Origin of the sequence: Pseudomonas syringae KCTC 12500 (genome assembly GCF_000507185.2) — a bacterium.
GTDB lineage: Bacteria > Pseudomonadota > Gammaproteobacteria > Pseudomonadales > Pseudomonadaceae > Aquipseudomonas > Aquipseudomonas syringae.
This window is the reverse complement of sequence record NZ_AYTM02000002.1, coordinates 3403524-3418036: the sequence shown is the minus strand read 5'-3', so window position 1 is coordinate 3418036 and position 14513 is coordinate 3403524. Positions and strand designations below refer to the sequence as shown.

16 protein-coding genes are annotated in these 14513 nt (G+C 60.2%); 12 read left to right on the top strand and 4 right to left on the bottom strand.

From position 1 onward, the window contains the following. The first annotated feature begins 6 nt into the window (after positions 1-6). The 6 genes from V476_RS15565 (at position 7) to V476_RS15540 (ending at position 5224) form a co-directional block, all read left to right on the top strand. Entirely contained in the window at positions 7-1026 is a 1020-nt protein-coding gene (locus V476_RS15565) for an ABC transporter permease (protein WP_004415063.1), read from the top strand. Next, positions 1023-2138, top strand: a complete 1116-nt coding sequence (locus V476_RS15560) for a phosphotriesterase family protein (protein ID WP_024648218.1) — start codon at positions 1023-1025, stop codon at positions 2136-2138. The genes V476_RS15565 and V476_RS15560 overlap by 4 nt, the downstream gene beginning before the upstream one ends. After that, a complete protein-coding gene (locus tag V476_RS15555) occupies positions 2135-2890 on the top strand; it encodes a glutamine amidotransferase (protein WP_024960606.1) in 756 nt (251 codons plus the stop codon). The genes V476_RS15560 and V476_RS15555 overlap by 4 nt, the downstream gene beginning before the upstream one ends. A 12-nt stretch (positions 2891-2902) precedes the next feature. Continuing rightward, positions 2903-4045, top strand: coding sequence for a M20 family metallopeptidase (locus V476_RS15550; RefSeq protein WP_024960605.1), 1143 nt, complete (start codon positions 2903-2905; stop codon positions 4043-4045). Positions 4046-4238: 193 nt separating this feature from the next. Then, positions 4239-4766 (top strand): hypothetical protein, encoded by a 528-nt coding sequence (locus V476_RS15545; protein WP_003423120.1) that lies wholly within the window; start codon positions 4239-4241, stop codon positions 4764-4766. A gap of 14 nt (positions 4767-4780) precedes the next feature. Beyond that, entirely contained in the window at positions 4781-5224 is a 444-nt protein-coding gene (locus V476_RS15540) for a DUF421 domain-containing protein (protein WP_017278666.1), read from the top strand. A gap of 32 nt (positions 5225-5256) precedes the next feature. Here V476_RS15540 and V476_RS15535 read toward each other — a convergent pair whose 3' ends face one another. The 3 genes from V476_RS15535 to V476_RS15530 all read right to left on the bottom strand — a co-directional run bounded on the left by V476_RS15535 (position 5257) and on the right by V476_RS15530 (position 7266). Further along, positions 5257-5928: a haloacid dehalogenase type II gene (locus V476_RS15535; RefSeq protein ID WP_024960604.1), complete on the bottom strand. Its 672-nt coding sequence runs from the start codon at positions 5926-5928 to the stop codon at positions 5257-5259. 104 nt (positions 5929-6032) lie between these two features. Continuing rightward, positions 6033-6188 carry a hypothetical protein gene (locus V476_RS28620; RefSeq protein WP_003317799.1) on the bottom strand — a complete coding sequence of 52 codons (156 nt, stop codon included), beginning with the start codon at positions 6186-6188 and terminating at the stop codon, positions 6033-6035. Positions 6189-6345: 157 nt separating this feature from the next. Further along, positions 6346-7266 (bottom strand): LysR family transcriptional regulator, encoded by a 921-nt coding sequence (locus V476_RS15530; protein ID WP_024960603.1) that lies wholly within the window; start codon positions 7264-7266, stop codon positions 6346-6348. Between the two features lie 132 nt (positions 7267-7398). Here V476_RS15530 and V476_RS15525 point away from each other — a divergent pair, with 132 nt between their 5' ends. Genes V476_RS15525 through V476_RS15515 form a run of 3 tightly spaced genes read left to right on the top strand, consistent with a single transcriptional unit; the run spans position 7399 to position 9556 of the window. Continuing rightward, positions 7399-7893: a YagU family protein gene (locus V476_RS15525; protein WP_024960602.1), complete on the top strand. Its 495-nt coding sequence runs from the start codon at positions 7399-7401 to the stop codon at positions 7891-7893. Positions 7894-7949: 56 nt separating this feature from the next. Beyond that, positions 7950-8519 carry a cupin domain-containing protein gene (locus tag V476_RS15520; protein ID WP_024960601.1) on the top strand — a complete coding sequence of 190 codons (570 nt, stop codon included), beginning with the start codon at positions 7950-7952 and terminating at the stop codon, positions 8517-8519. A gap of 20 nt (positions 8520-8539) precedes the next feature. Continuing rightward, positions 8540-9556, top strand: a complete 1017-nt coding sequence (locus V476_RS15515) for an SMP-30/gluconolactonase/LRE family protein (RefSeq protein WP_024960600.1) — start codon at positions 8540-8542, stop codon at positions 9554-9556. A gap of 87 nt (positions 9557-9643) precedes the next feature. Here the strand turns inward: V476_RS15515 and V476_RS15510 are convergent, their stop codons facing one another. After that, positions 9644-11221 carry a carbohydrate porin gene (locus V476_RS15510; RefSeq protein WP_032629425.1) on the bottom strand — a complete coding sequence of 526 codons (1578 nt, stop codon included), beginning with the start codon at positions 11219-11221 and terminating at the stop codon, positions 9644-9646. A 167-nt stretch (positions 11222-11388) separates the two neighbouring features. On the opposite strand from V476_RS15510, the gene V476_RS15505 reads away from it, so the two are divergent. The 3 genes from V476_RS15505 to V476_RS15495 are packed head-to-tail and all read left to right on the top strand — an operon-like array spanning position 11389 to position 14486. Continuing rightward, positions 11389-12663, top strand: a complete 1275-nt coding sequence (locus tag V476_RS15505) for an ABC transporter substrate-binding protein (protein ID WP_024960598.1) — start codon at positions 11389-11391, stop codon at positions 12661-12663. Positions 12664-12684: 21 nt separating this feature from the next. Next, the gene (locus V476_RS15500; RefSeq protein WP_010415690.1) at positions 12685-13647 is read left to right on the top strand and encodes a carbohydrate ABC transporter permease; all 963 of its coding nucleotides are present in this window, start codon (positions 12685-12687) and stop codon (positions 13645-13647) included. Next, positions 13644-14486, top strand: a complete 843-nt coding sequence (locus V476_RS15495) for a carbohydrate ABC transporter permease (protein ID WP_010415692.1) — start codon at positions 13644-13646, stop codon at positions 14484-14486. The genes V476_RS15500 and V476_RS15495 overlap by 4 nt, the downstream gene beginning before the upstream one ends. Positions 14487-14513: the final 27 nt, after the last annotated feature.

Here is a 14513-nt window from a genome sequence, read left to right as displayed (position 1 = left end):
GACGCCATGAAAACGCTCGATCTCACGCGCCAACGCATTCTGCCGCAGTCGCTGTTCAAGCGCCTGCTGCACGACTTTCCCGGCGTGGTCAGCATCGGCCTGTTTTTCGCCCTGTGCTTTGTGCTGTTCGCGCTGGTGACCGATAACTTTTTAAGCGGCGCCAACCTGCTCAACGTTATCCGGCAAAACGCACCGTTGCTGATTGTCGCGGTGGCGATGACGCTGGTGGTCACTACCGGCGGCATCGACCTGTCGGTCGGCTCGACCCTGGCGCTGGTCGGTGCGCTGGCGGCCATGGCGCTCAATGCCTGGCACCTGCCCTGGCCGCTGGTTCTGCTCGGCGGACTCGCTGTGGGCGCGATGATCGGGGCGCTGAACGGCTACTTCATCGCCTACGCGGGCATCCCGGCCTTTATCGTCACCCTGGCCACCCTGACCATTATTCGTGGCCTGGCGATGCTGCTGACGCAAGGCTATTCGATCCCCGTTCCACGCGAGGAAACGGCATTTCTGGCCCTGGGTCGCGGCTGGTTTCTCGGCGTGCCGCTGACTGCCTGGCTGGCCTTGCTGGTCACACTGGGCGGGGTGCTGGTGCTCGGCAAAATGCGCTTTGGCCGCTACCTCACGGGCATCGGTGCCAACGCTGAAAGCGTGCGCCGCGCCGGGGTGAATCATCGCGGAGTATTGCTGCGGGTCTACATGCTCAGTGGCATGGCGGCCGCTCTGGCCGGCATGATCGTCACGGCCAGGCTGGGCAGTGGCTCCTCGAATCAGGGCGAAGGTTTCGAACTGGAAGTGATTGCCGCCGTGGTCCTCGGCAGCACCAGCCTGTTCGGTGGCTTCGGCACGATTGTCGGCACACTGTTAGGGGTGCTCACCATGGCTGCAATCAAGAACGGGCTGATTCTGGCCCACGTCTCACCGTTTTACACGCAAATCGCCACGGGCCTGATCGTACTGCTGGCGATCTGGCTGAACACTCGCATTCTACGTACCGGCCGCCCACTCGGGAGGGCTGGAGCATGAGCCTGTTTCGTCATCCTTCACCCCTGCCCCTCGGCGTCGACAGCGGCCATGCCATGACAGTGCTGGGGCCAGTGCCTGTCGAGCGTCTTGGCGTCACCTTGATGCACGAACACATTCTGCTCGACGCTTCGGGCAAATGGGTCGCACCCAGTTGCTGCGGCGAACGGCACCTGGCCGAGCACCCGGTAAGCATCGAACTGCTCGGCGAGCTGCACATGAACCCGTTGGTCAGCCGCGACAATTGTCAGTTGTTCGATGTCGACCTCGCGTGCGAAGAACTGCTGAAGTACCGGGCGCTGGGCGGGGAAACGGTGGTCGATCCGACCAATCTGGGCATCGGCCGCGACCCGCAGGCCTTGCAGCGGATTTCCCGTCTGACCGGCCTGAATATCATCATGGGTGCCGGTTTCTATCTGGAACCCTCGCACCCGCATTACGTGCACGAACGCTCGGTTGAACAACTGGCGGAGCAGATCATTCATGACGTGGGCGGCGGTGCAGAGAAGCCCGAGGTGATTGCCGGCCTGATCGGTGAGATTGGTGTTTCTGCCGCGTTCACGGCTGACGAAGAGAAATCACTGCGCGCCGCAGCCCGTGCAAGTGCCGCGACCGGCGTGCCGCTCTCGGTGCATCTGCCCGGCTGGGAACGCCTCGGCCACCGGGTACTGGACATCGTTGAGGCAGAAGGCGCCGACCTGCGCCACACGGTGCTGTGCCACATGAACCCGAGCCACAGCGACCCTGCGTATCAGCATGCGCTGGCGGCACGCGGCGCGTTTCTGGAATACGACATGATCGGCATGGGTTACTACTTCGCCGACGAGCACGCGCAGTCGCCCAGTGATGAGGAAAACGCGCGGGCCATCGTCGCCCTGATCGAGCACGGTTTCGGCTCGCAAGTGCTGTTGTCTCAGGACGTCTTTCTGAAAACCATGCTGACCCGTTACGGCGGTCATGGTTATGGCTACCTGCTGAAACACTTTGTCCCGCGCCTGCGCCGTCATGGCGTTACCGGTGAACAGCTCGAAAACCTTTTGATCGACAACCCGCGCCGGGTCTTTCAGCGCGGCTTCCAGGCTCCTTTTTCATCGCAGAGGAATGCAACGTCATGAAACAGTCCGTATTGCTGGCTGGCGAATCATGGGTCAGCACGTCAACCCACATCAAAGGCTTCGATCAGTTCGACAGCGTCACTGCGCACAATGGCGCGCGGCGCTTGCTCGCGGCGATGGCAGACAGCGACTATCAGATCACGCAGATGTGCGCCGATCAGGCCCAGGCCGACTTTCCGGCCACGGTTGAAGCACTCAGTCAGTATCAGGCGGTGATCCTCTCCGACATCGGTGCCAATACCCTGCTGCTGCACCCGGACACCTGGCTGCGTGGCAAGCGTACGCCCAACCGGCTCAAAGCCCTTCGCGAATACGTCTTGCAGGGCGGTGCATTGATGATGGTCGGCGGCTACTTCAGCTTTCAAGGCATCAACGGCGGCGCGCGCTACCGTGGAACGCCTGTCGAGGAAGTCTTGCCCGTGCGCTGCCTGCCTTACGACGATCGTGTCGAAGTGCCGGAAGGCTTTCTGCCGCAGATCAACAGTGGTCACCCGATACTGCAAGGCCTGGGCGGCGAATGGCCGTACCTGCTTGGCTACAACGAAGTTGAATTGCATCCCGAAGCTCAATTGCTGGCCACCGTCGAAGGCTCTCAGCACCCGCTGCTCGCCGCGCGTGAGGTCGGTGCCGGACGCACTCTGGCGTGGACCAGCGACCTTTCCGAACACTGGCTGCCAGAAGCGTTTCTCGACTGGGAAGGCTATCGCCGCTTCTGGATCAACAGCCTCGACTGGCTGACTCGCCGCACCTGACCGGAGGCTCCGATGCTTGATGACCCGATAGCCCTGACCCGAGCCCTGCTGGCGTTCCAGACCCTCAACCCGCCGGGCGATGAAGAAGCGTGTGCGGCTTTTCTTGCCGAACAGCTGACCCGCCACGGGTTTGTCTGCGAGCTGCAGCGTTTCGGTGAGCGCCGTTTCAATCTGGTCGCCTGGCTTGAGGGCGACGGACACGGCAAACCGCTGGGGTTCACCGGCCACCTGGATACCGTACCGCTCGGCAATGCCACCTGGAGTCACTCGCCGTTTGCCGGTGAGATCGTCGATGGCCGGCTGTACGGGCGAGGGTCCAGCGACATGAAAGCGGGCATTGCCGCCTTCATCGTGGCCTGCCAGCGCAGCCGTGATTCCATTCGGCGCGGGCCCGGCGTTCGGCTGATACTCACCGGCGGAGAGGAAACCGGCTGTGACGGCGCCAAGGCCCTGTGCAGTGACGCGCCCCATTTGCTCGGTGAGCTGGGCGCACTGCTGATCGGAGAGCCGACGGCCAACTACCCGATACTCGGGCACAAAGGCGCGCTATGGCTGCGCTGCGCCAGCCATGGCCTGACGGCACACGGCGCCATGCCGGAAGAAGGCGTGAACGCTATCTACCTGGCCGCCGAACACATTGGCCGCGCGCAGACCTTTGAAGTAGGCCCTGCACATCCACTCATGCGCAAGCCGACGCTGAACGTCGGCACTATCAGCGGCGGCCTGAACATCAACTCGGTGCCGGACTACGCAGCGTTCACCCTGGACCTGCGCACTGCACCGAATCTGGACCACGACGAGATTCGCGGACGGCTGGCGGCCCATCTGGGCAGCCGCGCGGAGCTGAGCACCCTGATTGATCTGCCTGGTATTTGTGCCAGCCCCGACGAGCCGTGGGTGCAGCAGGTTTTTGCACGCTGTCAGGCCTTGCATGACGCCCCTCTGGAGGAAAAGGCGGTGCCCTACTTTACCGATGCCGCGGTGCTGCTCCCCGCAATCGGCTATCCGCCCACCCTTATTCTCGGTCCGGGAGAGCCCAGCATGGCGCACAAGGTCGATGAGTATTGTGAAGTCGACAAACTCCACCAATGCGTCGAGCTGTATGCCGGATTGATCGAAGACTGGACAGCCATGCACGCGCCGATGAACGACTGACGCAAGACTCTCACCAGCCCTTCATAGCCCTCCTCGTCGGCATTCGCTCGACTCACATTCGAACCGGCTGCGCAAGGCGGCCACTCACCCGGAACGGCCATAGCCATGACAAGGATGTAAACCGTTCTGGACAGCGGACGGGGTGAACGCGTAATAAGGTGCCTACAAAATTTCCCTAATGGACAGCACGTTAATGGCACTACGCGGTGATGAGGCGGACGACCATGAGTTCCGCAGCCGGTCATATCCCGTCCAGGAAGATATGGCGCAGCAGCGTCGAGTCTGGCGCTTTGAGCGCATCGGCTGGGCAGGCCTGATTGTACTGATAGTGCTGACCCTGGCCGGCTTGTTTTCCAAAGGGCCGTTGAGCCAGGTCGAGCCTCAAACGGCAGACGGCAAACTGCAGGTGAGCTACGAGCGTTTCAGCCGCAACGGCAGTCAGGACGATATGATTGTCACGTCCAAAGGCGCCCCCTCCGAAATGCGTTATCTGGTCGTCGGCAGTGGGCTGCTCGAAGGCGTGTCGATCGAGAAACTTAATCCCCAGCCTGCACCCCTTCACAGCGAAGGCCGTGATCTGGTCATTCCGATGCAGGCCGACAAGGACGGTTTAGCCACTTTGTACCTGACTGTTCGCAGTAACGGGGTGGGACTGTACCGAGGGCAAATGCATATGCTGGGTGGCGAAACGCTGCCGATGCCCAGGTTTATCTACCCGTAGAGAGAAAGCGATTTATGGATGCAGTGCTCAGAGCAGCAGCGATTTATTTTGTCTTGATGGTCTTGTTTCGTGTTGCCGGACGCCGCTCCCTTACCGACCTCACCACCTTCGATTTCGTCCTGTTGCTGATCATTGGCGAGGCCACTCAGCAAGCGCTGCTGGGCGATGATTTTTCGGTGACTAACGCGATACTGATCATCTCCACGCTTATCGCCATAGACGTCGGCTTTTCCCTGGCCAAACGTCGATCGAAGCGGTTGGCCAAATTTCTGGATGGCGGCCCTACGATCATCGTGGAAGACGGCAAGCCACTGACCAAACGGATGAGAGAGGCGCGCATCAGTGAATCCGATGTGATGGAGGCCGCACGAACCACGCAAGGGATCGTGGAGATGAAGGACATCAGGTACGCGATCATTGAACGGAATGGCGAGATATCGGTCATCCCCTTTAAATAAGGGACGGCTTGAGGACGACTCGCGAATCAGCGCTAAAACTTACCTGCGCAGAGTTTAATGGCGACATCCTGAACATCTTTACCGATCAAGTCAGGCTGGGTGCCGATCGGGTTGAGCACCTTTCCCGGACGCTCGACAAACGCGGTGCGACACCCGGCCTTGGCAGCGCCGGCGATGTCCCAGGCGTGCGCAGCGACCATGATCATCTGATCCGTGGCGATGCCCAGGCGCTGTGCGACCATTTGGTAGGTTGCCGCGGCTGGCTTGAATTGACTGATTTCGCTGCCTGCCATGATGTGCTCGAAGCAGTCGGTCAACCCTGCAAATTCGAGCTGTTGCTGCAGCGCCTCCAGCGCGCCATTGCTCAGGGCAATGAGCACAAATCCGTTGTCGTTCAATAACTGCAGTGCCTGATGAACGTCCTTGTGCGCAGGAAGAGATTTGATGCCGGCAGCCAGGGCTTTGCACTGATCGTCGCCCACTTCCACCTGGTGCCGTGCGGCAACCATTCTCAAAGCGCCCTGCGCCAGATCACCAAACGCCTGGTACTGGCCGGTTAGGGTGTTGGTCATCCAGCACTCTTGCAGCGTCAGAAACCATTCGGTGCGCAAACGGCTGTCGCCGAACAGTCCCGCGAAGAAAGCGTCGAGCGCGGCCAGATCCAGCAGCGTCTCGTTTACGTCGAAAATGATGTGTTTGAGCATGCTATGAGCTCCTGTTGCCTGCCTGAAGTGCTGACCTCGAAAGAGGCGCCCAGCGGGTGCTGACATCAGCCAGCACCGCCAAAGGTCACGATCAGATCACTGGCTTACGCCTGCTCTTCCTGCTCGTCATCATCGTGCTTGAGTGCCGGCTTCATACCTGGCTGAGGCGCGTGCTCGGCATTCGGCGCGATTTCTTCGCCGTGGTTCTTTTTCTCTTGCTGGACTTTTTTGTCGTGGGCAACGTTACGTGGATCGGTCATGGGAATTCCTTGATTGGCAGAGGATTCGAACACCCATCGACGTGATGCATGGGTTTGAGCGCCGGGGCAAGATTTGGAGTCAGGCCGTAGCAAGGCGTTCAGTGCATTTGAACCGGCATGCGAATAGCGGGTTGGGGCCTGAGCCCAGGCGACGGTGTCATGACTCGGCGGACGCCAGCTTGAACGCCGGCGACTGAACCAGCTCCATGATCACTTCGCGCAATGACTGTGCACACGGAGACAGCTCGCGATACGCCAGCGCCAGCACATAGGCGACAGGTGTACCCGGCCCCGTCAGCTCGCGACAGGCAAGCCGCCCCGGCTGACGTCGGGCATAGCGCTGCGGCATGAGCGCCACGCCCATTCCTCCGGCGACCAGCGCGGCGGTGGTCTGCATCTGGCGAGGCTGTTGCACGACCCGAGGGGTAAAGCCTGCACTGGCGCAGGCCAGCAGAATGTGCGAGTGCATGCCCGGGCCATGATGCGGGGCGAACAGAATCCAGGGTTGGTCTGCCAACGCCGCAAGACCGATGGATGTCTGCTCGGCCAAGGGATGATCCTGCGGCAGCACCGCGACCATGCGGTCCTCGAACAGCGGCTCGATCTGAATATTGCCCGGATCGATGACCGGCAACACCAGAATGCCGACGTCCAGCCGGTCATTGCGCAGGCCTTCAAGCTGCTCGGGTGGGGTGGCCTCCTGCAGTTGAATATCGACGTTCGGGTTCGCTGCCTGATAGCGACGCAGCAGCGCCGGTAGCAAACCATCGACAACGCTGTCGACAAAGCCTAGGCGAATCGTACCGAGCATGCCTGCCGCAGCGCGACGTGCCATTTCGCAGGCCCGTTCGGCCTGCAATAACGTCTGCCGAGCCTCGGCCAGAAACACGACGCCCGCAGCGGTCAATTGCGTGGAACGCGTACTGCGCTGCAACAACTGCACGCCCAGACATTCTTCCAGACGACGAATCGCAACGCTCAGGGGCGGCTGTGACATGTTCAAGCGCTGCGCGGCCTTGCGAAAATTCAAGGTTTCAGCAACCACCACGTACTGACGCATCAATTTCAAATCAATCATCTGATATTTTTTTAGTATCAATGAGCTATCAAATTAGTATGTTACAAATAAATGAGCGTTGCACATACTTCATGGTTCAACGGCTAGGGGCGAGATCGCCCACAGCCTGGTCTATGAAGAAGGGGCGCTGATTTGAACACGCGAGCGTATGGTGTCGCCGCACTGGCCGGCTTTGTCGGGGGCAATGTTTCCAGTTTCATCAAATGGGGCACGGAAATACCCTTCCCGCCTCGCACGCCGGACCGCCCGGTCCCGCCCGTGGAGATGCTTGATTCGCTGGGCATCAACGCTCAGCAGCTGACTTATGTGTATTCCGAGCATGTGGTGAATTACGGCAGTGCTCTGGTCCACCATGGCTTTTCCATCTTCTTCGCCATGTTCTATTGCCTGCTTGTACTCAGGTTTCCGCGCACCGCCCTGTGGCAGGGTCTGGGTTTCGGCCTGTTGATGACCCTGGGGTTTCACGGCGTCATCCTGCCAGCGTTTCATTGGGCACCGCCGCTGTGGGAGCTGCCCGCGTCGGAGTTACTGTCTGAAACGTTCGGGCACTTGCTGTGGATGTGGGTGATCGAAGTCATACGTCGGGATTTGCAGCAGCGCTGGCTGCCTCACACCCGACCGGCCTGAGCAATACGCTGCCTTGCGACAGACACATGGAATTTCCCTGTAAACGGAGTGACCCGATGAAATCTCTATACACCCTGGCTCTGGCCTGCGCCGCCTGCGCGGGCATGGCGAGTGCCAATGCCGACGTGCAATCGGTGCCGAAAGAGTCTACGCAAATGACTCACAGCAACGGTCAACTGCAACCGCCTGTTTCGTATGCCACGCTGTGGGCTGACGAAAAAGGTGCCACGCATGTGGGCCACTGCCGCCTGGAAGGCCTGGAGTTCAAAAGCTATGCCCCGCCAGCCGCGCCGCAATGGGTCGGCGTCTCTCCTGACGATATTGAAAGCATCGCTTATGCGGTGCTGCCGGTGGGATACATCGGCAACTGGCACCACGCGCCGGGTCCACAATGGGTCATCACCCTGCAGGGGCAATGGTCAGTGGAGACCACCGATGGCAGTGTGCTGGTGCAAGGACCGGGAGAGATGCAGTTCAATGCCGATACCCGGTCCCGGCCGCGGCCGGATGACGAGCGTGTAGGCCACCTGACCCGCACCGTGGGTGATCAACCCAATGTTCAACTGATCATCAAACTTAAACCAAGTGCGGCTGACAAACGTACCAACGGCAGCTGTGCCTACTGATCGCCTACGGACCTGAACACATGAAACCGACCCGTAAAAAACACTTTCTGCGCCCCTCCTCATGGTTATTGGGCGGTGCGCTCCTGGCCGCAGGTTCAGCAGGCGCAACCGACGCCGTCGCCCCTGTTCGGCAAGTGGTTATCGATCCAGCCTTCAGTCAACTGGTTGCCCCCCAGGCCCGCGTCGAGCTGCTGAGCGATCAGGCGAAGTGGGCAGAAGGCCCGCTGTGCCTGGCCGATGGCCGTTTGATCTGGAGTGACATCAAGGCCAACAAAGTCAGCAGTTGGCAGGCAAAGGGTGGCGTGTCTACCTGGCTGGAAAAGGCCGACTTTCAAAATGGGCATACGCTCGACGGCCAGGGCCGTGTGGTGGCGGCCTCGCATGGCAAGCGCGGCATCGTGCGACAGGAGCCTAATGGTGAGTGGCATACGTTGGTCGACACCTACCAGGGCAAACGGCTGAACAGCCCGAACGATGTCGTGGCGGATAAGAGCGGCACTCTCTGGTTTTCCGATCCCACCTTCGGGGTGCTGAGCAAAAGCGAGGGCTATGGCGGCAAGCCCGAGCAAGGCGGCGAGTTCATCTATCGCTACGTACCCGACACCGGGGAAATCACCCGCCTCGACACCCCCGAAGTCCACTCGCCCAACGGCCTGGCCTTCTCGCCGGATCAACAGCTGCTTTATGTGGCCGACTCACAAATGGCCCACGACTTCACCAACAAGAAGCTGGCACATCGCATCATGGTCTATCAGGTGCGCGACGGTCGCTTGATCAACGGCAAAGTGTTCGCTGACATCGAGCCCGGCATCCCTGACGGGATCGCAGTCGACGCGCTGGGTAATCTGTGGAGCAGCAGCAAGGAAGGTATTCAGGTGTTTTCCGCAGCAGGCAAGCCACTCGGCAAACTGCTGGTCTCGGCTGCCGATACCAGCAACCTGACGTTCTGCTCCAGCGAGCAGACAAGCTGGGCGTACATTACCGCTGCCAACAAGGTGCTCAGGGTGCAGGTGATGAAGAGCGTTGCGGGTCAGTAAGACTGCCTCGATGCTCATTTAGTCAGGCTCACCATCGCTAGACAGATTCAAAGCCCGGCACATCGAGCCGGGCTTTGAATACCGTGCCTAGAACCAAGTCTCCATCTGAATGCCGAACTGCCAAACACCACCGGCGTTGAAGTCGCTTTTGCCGAAGTTGCCGGTCGTGCTGTAGCGATCCAGGTCCGAAGACCAGTTCATGAGACTTGCGAAGACTCGCAGTTCGGGGCGCGTGAGCAGGTCACCCATGTCCGGCTTGAAGGTCGGCGCAACCGTAAACTTCCAGAAGTTACCGTCGACCGCATTGCGTTGCAGGTAGCCTTGGGGGTCGAGGTCCATGGTTTGCCAACTCAGTTCGTAGGCCATCTCGAAGTTGCTGTTGATCTCGTTGGCCAGGCGCATGTTCAGCGTGAGCCAGCGGTAGTCGTCGCCTTTGACATAGCGGTCTTTGCTCTGCTCGGCCAGCAGGCTCGGGCCGATGCGCCATCCCGGCGCGATAGGCGTCTCGCCATACATGGCCAGACGCAACGCGCGGGCGTCGTCGAGCAGTTCGCCATCCGAGCCAATGTCCTTGACCTGTGCACCCAGGCCCTGCCCATAGAGCAACGCCGTCTTGAAGAAACCTTCGCGGCCGAAAAAGTCCTTCTGGTGATTGGCCAACATGGTGTGCAGGCCTGAATCTGCGGGTGCGAAACCGGCTTGATTGGTGCGCGTACCGACGTCGTTTTTCTTTGCGCCAATGGCGTTGAACATCCACTGCCACTGACCATTGTCGAAGAACTGGTTGGAGGTCAGGATGTAGCTTTCCACATCGGCATCGACGCCGCCCTCACTGAAATCTCCGTAGTTACGTCCGATCAGGGAATAGTTCGAGCGCCAGTCCTTGGTCATCTGCACATCGTAGATACCGCCACCGGTACCGGCCAGAAAGACCACGTCCGAGTCCAGCCAGTGGATATCGAAATTATCCCTGTCGAAGCGCTTGCCGGCCCACAGCGTGGAGTTCTCGAACACCGAATTACCCTTGAAGGCGGCGATGTGGTCGAGTTCGGTAAATACCTGACGCACGTTCAGCTTGCTTTCGGTAGCCGTCCAGTCGTTGTAGCTTTCAACGCCATCGGCGATGGAGACGGTGAACTTGGAGCGTGTGCCGTTCCGCGCATAGATTTCTTTCGACAGATCGAAGCGCATGTAGGTGTCGTCTTCGTTACCCAGACGCCCGACTGCTCCACCGACCGAACCTGCGGGGGTTGTATAAGGCCCGCCGCGACCGCCGCCCAAACCGTCGTTGATCAACAGACCGGAGCGAGCATAGCCCTTGAAGCTGAACCCGTCGGTGAGGTGTCCGACACCGCTTGGCTTCTCCATGCTTTGCTGGCGGGCTTCGAGTTTTGCCACGCGATCATCCAGAGCGGGCTGGGGGCTGGCTGCCACAGTCGGCGTGGAAGTGGGCGCGGCAGCCTGCACAGCGGGGGTGGCGAGTTTGAGTTGCTGAAGCTCCCGGGCGAGCGCCTGGGTCTGCTGTTCGGCTGCGGCTGCACGTTTTTCCGCAGCGCTGGCACGGGCTTCGAATGCGGCCATCCGCTCTTCCAGCGTCGCGGCCTGGGCGACGGTTGTCGACGTACCGAGTACCCCTGCGAGTAGCCATCTTGATGCGTTCTGCATGTGGACTTCCTGTTTTGTTTTTATTGTTTTCGTGACGTTGGCCGAGCCTTTTCCCTACAGCGAAAAATTGTGCAAATCGAAGAAAAAAGGGTGCCACATCGAAAATACGCTGCTACATTGACGATGTTAACGTTAACTTTTATAAAAACAAAAATAAAGAGGGCTCTATGAAACAGCTGAAATCTCTTCTTCCCGCCGCGCTGCTCACCCTGTCTGCCGGTTTTTCTGCGCTGTCGAACGCAGCCGATCTGACGATCTCGTGCGGGGCCGTCGGCGCTGAATTGCAACTGTGCAAGGAGGCAGTCGATAGCTGGTCAAAACAGACCGGCAACAACGTTCAGGTGGTATCCACGCCTAACTCTGCGACCGAGCGCCTGTCGTTCTACCAGCAGATCCTCAGTGCCCAGTCCACCGACATCGACATCATTCAAATCGACATGGTGTGGCCGGGAATGCTCGCCAAACACCTGACGGACCTGCGCGAACTGCTTCCGGCGACTGCGACACAAGGCTATTTCCAGGCCCAGGTGGACAACGCCACCGTCGACGGCCGACTGGTGTCGATGCCTTGGTTTACCGATTCGGGGCTGCTGTACTACCGCAAGGATCTGCTCGACAAGTACCAACAGCAGGTCCCCCAAACCTGGGAGGACATGACCGCTACCGCCAAAAAAGTGCAAAAGGCCGAGCGCGATGCGGGGAACGCCACTATGTGGGGCTACGTATTCCAAGGGCGCGCCTATGAAGGCCTGACGTGCAACGCCCTGGAATGGATCAGCAGCCAGCCGGACGGCGGACTGGTCAACCCGCGCGGAGACATCGTGGTCAACAGCCAGGCCTCAAGAGTCGCGCTGACCCTGGCCAAAAGCTGGGTCGGCGACATCTCCCCGCCCGGCGTCCTCAATTACACCGAGGAAGAAGGCCGCGGCGTGTTCCAGTCGGGCAATGCGCTGTTCATGCGCAACTGGCCTTATGTCTGGGCCTTGGTGCAAAGCAAGGACAGCGCGATAAAAGACAAGGTCGGCGTCGCGCCCCTGCCCAGTGGCGGCGCGAACGGCACCCACGCTTCAACGCTCGGCGGCTGGGGACTGGCGGTTTCGCGCTACAGCCGCAACCCCAAGCTTGCGGCAGAACTGGTTGCCTACCTGACCAGCGCCCAACAGCAAAAACAGCGTGCCCTGGCAGGTGCCTACAACCCGGTCATCGAGTCCCTGTATGCCGACCCCGAGTTGCTCGCGGCGATGCCTTACTACCCGCAGTTGCACAGCATCCTCAGCAACGGGGTCATGCGCCCCGCCGCCATCACGGCCAACGGCTACCCACGCGTCTCCAACGCATTCTTCGATCGGGTGCATAGCGTGCTGGCGGGCGATATTCCGGTCGATCAGGCACTGGTCGAACTGGAACGCGAACTGACCCGCATCAAACGCCGGAACTGGTAAGCCACACGTAAGGAAATCAACATGCCTGTCTCTTCTACCGACTACCCCGGAGACGACGAACTCGTCACCCGGGAAACGCCCGTACAACGTCGCAGGCTACGCGCCGCCTGGCTGTTTCTGACGCCGATGCTGGTGTGCCTGGTGCTGGTGGCGGCCTGGCCGTTGCTGCGCACATTCTGGTTCAGCCTGACCGACGCCGATCTGTCGGATACCGGCAGTGGCTCATTCGTGGGCCTGAGCAATTATCTGCTCTTCGACGGCGTCATCTGGTCTGGCGTTCTGGTCGATCCGCAATGGTGGAACGCGGTGCGCAACACCCTGCATTTCACCGTGGTGTCGGTCGGGCTGGAAATGGTTCTGGGACTGATGGTGGCGTTGCTGTTGAACGTCAAGTTCACCGGCCGCGCGCTGGTCCGTGCGTTGATTCTGATCCCGTGGGCGATTCCGACCATCGTCTCGGCGAAGATCTGGTCGTGGATGCTCAATGACCAGTTCGGCATCATCAACCACATGATGCTGGGCCTGGGCCTGATCGACGCGCCGCTGGCCTGGACCGCAGATGCGGACCTGTCGATGTGGGCAGTGATCATCGTCGACGTCTGGAAGACCGTGCCCTTTGTCACCCTGCTGATGCTCGCGGCACTGCAGATGCTGCCAAGCGATTGTTACGAAGCCGCCCGGGTCGACGGCATTCATCCCGTGCGGGTGTTCTGGCGTGTCACCTTGCCGTTGCTGATGCCCGCCTTGTTGGTCGCCGCAATCTTTCGCATCCTCGACTCGTTGCGGGTCTTCGACGTCATCTACGTACTGACCTCCAACTCTTCGAGCACCATGAGCATGTCGGTCTATGCCCGCCAGCATCTGGTGGAGTTCCAGGACGTCGGCTACGGCAGCGCCGCCTCCACCCTGCTGTTTCTGGTCGTGGCCGTGATTGCCATGCTTTACCTGTACCTCGGACGCCGCCAGCTGGAGGTGCGCTCATGAACCTGCGCCCACTGAAGAAATTGCTGCTGCGTCTGGCCTTCTGGGGCCTGGTCGGGGTCGTGCTGCTGTACGCGATCTTCCCTTTCTATTACGCCGTCCTGACCTCGCTGAAACCGTCCAGCGCCTTGTTTGAAGTGAGCTACTGGATCACCGAAGCCGACTTCTCCAATTACGCAGCGGTCCTCAGCCAGGCTTCATTCCTGCAGGCCATCGCCAACTCACTGGTGGTTGCGCTGAGTGTGGTGGTGCTGGCGCTGTTCCTCGGCCTGACGGCGTCCTATGCCTTGGGCAGGGTCAAGTTCCGAGGCCGCGGCACGGTGCTGATGATGGTGCTCGGGGTCTCGATGTTTCCTCAGGTCGCGGTGCTGTCGGGACTGTTTGAAGTGATCCGCGCACTGGGTCTGTACAACACCTCATGGGCGCTGATCCTGAGCTACACGATTTTTACCCTGCCCTTCACCGTCTGGGTGCTGACCACGTTCATGGGGCAACTGCCACATGAACTGGAAGAAGCGGCAATCATGGATGGCGCATCGCCCTGGGTCACGCTGACCCGCGTGTTGTTGCCGTTGCTGTGGCCCGCACTGGTCACGACCGGCCTGCTGGCGTTCATTGCCGCGTGGAACGAGTTCCTGTTTGCCCTGACCTTCACCCTGACAGACGCGCAACGAACGGTCCCGGTCGCCATCGCCCTGATCTCGGGTGGCAGCTCCCACGAATTGCCCTGGGGTCTGTTGATGGCGGCGTCGGTGCTGGTGACCGTGCCACTGGTGATTCTGGTGCTGATCTTCCAGCGCCGCATCGTTTCCGGCCTCACTGCCGGCGCGTTGAAAGGTTGATGCACACAACTGACAAGGAACAGCATC

Coding starts and splice junctions, on each gene's coding strand:
- V476_RS15565 (WP_004415063.1), top strand. CDS start 7: ATGAAAACGCTCGATCTCACGCGCCAACGCATTCTGCCGCAGTCGCTG.
- V476_RS15545 (WP_003423120.1), top strand. CDS start 4,239: ATGGCACTACGCGGTGATGAGGCGGACGACCATGAGTTCCGCAGCCGG.
- V476_RS15550 (WP_024960605.1), top strand. CDS start 2,903: ATGCTTGATGACCCGATAGCCCTGACCCGAGCCCTGCTGGCGTTCCAG.
- V476_RS15520 (WP_024960601.1), top strand. CDS start 7,950: ATGAAATCTCTATACACCCTGGCTCTGGCCTGCGCCGCCTGCGCGGGC.
- V476_RS15510 (WP_032629425.1), bottom strand. CDS start 11,221: ATGCAGAACGCATCAAGATGGCTACTCGCAGGGGTACTCGGTACGTCG.
- V476_RS15540 (WP_017278666.1), top strand. CDS start 4,781: ATGGATGCAGTGCTCAGAGCAGCAGCGATTTATTTTGTCTTGATGGTC.
- V476_RS15530 (WP_024960603.1), bottom strand. CDS start 7,266: ATGATTGATTTGAAATTGATGCGTCAGTACGTGGTGGTTGCTGAAACC.
- V476_RS15505 (WP_024960598.1), top strand. CDS start 11,389: ATGAAACAGCTGAAATCTCTTCTTCCCGCCGCGCTGCTCACCCTGTCT.
- V476_RS15515 (WP_024960600.1), top strand. CDS start 8,540: ATGAAACCGACCCGTAAAAAACACTTTCTGCGCCCCTCCTCATGGTTA.
- V476_RS28620 (WP_003317799.1), bottom strand. CDS start 6,188: ATGACCGATCCACGTAACGTTGCCCACGACAAAAAAGTCCAGCAAGAG.
- V476_RS15555 (WP_024960606.1), top strand. CDS start 2,135: ATGAAACAGTCCGTATTGCTGGCTGGCGAATCATGGGTCAGCACGTCA.
- V476_RS15495 (WP_010415692.1), top strand. CDS start 13,644: ATGAACCTGCGCCCACTGAAGAAATTGCTGCTGCGTCTGGCCTTCTGG.
- V476_RS15500 (WP_010415690.1), top strand. CDS start 12,685: ATGCCTGTCTCTTCTACCGACTACCCCGGAGACGACGAACTCGTCACC.
- V476_RS15560 (WP_024648218.1), top strand. CDS start 1,023: ATGAGCCTGTTTCGTCATCCTTCACCCCTGCCCCTCGGCGTCGACAGC.
- V476_RS15535 (WP_024960604.1), bottom strand. CDS start 5,928: ATGCTCAAACACATCATTTTCGACGTAAACGAGACGCTGCTGGATCTG.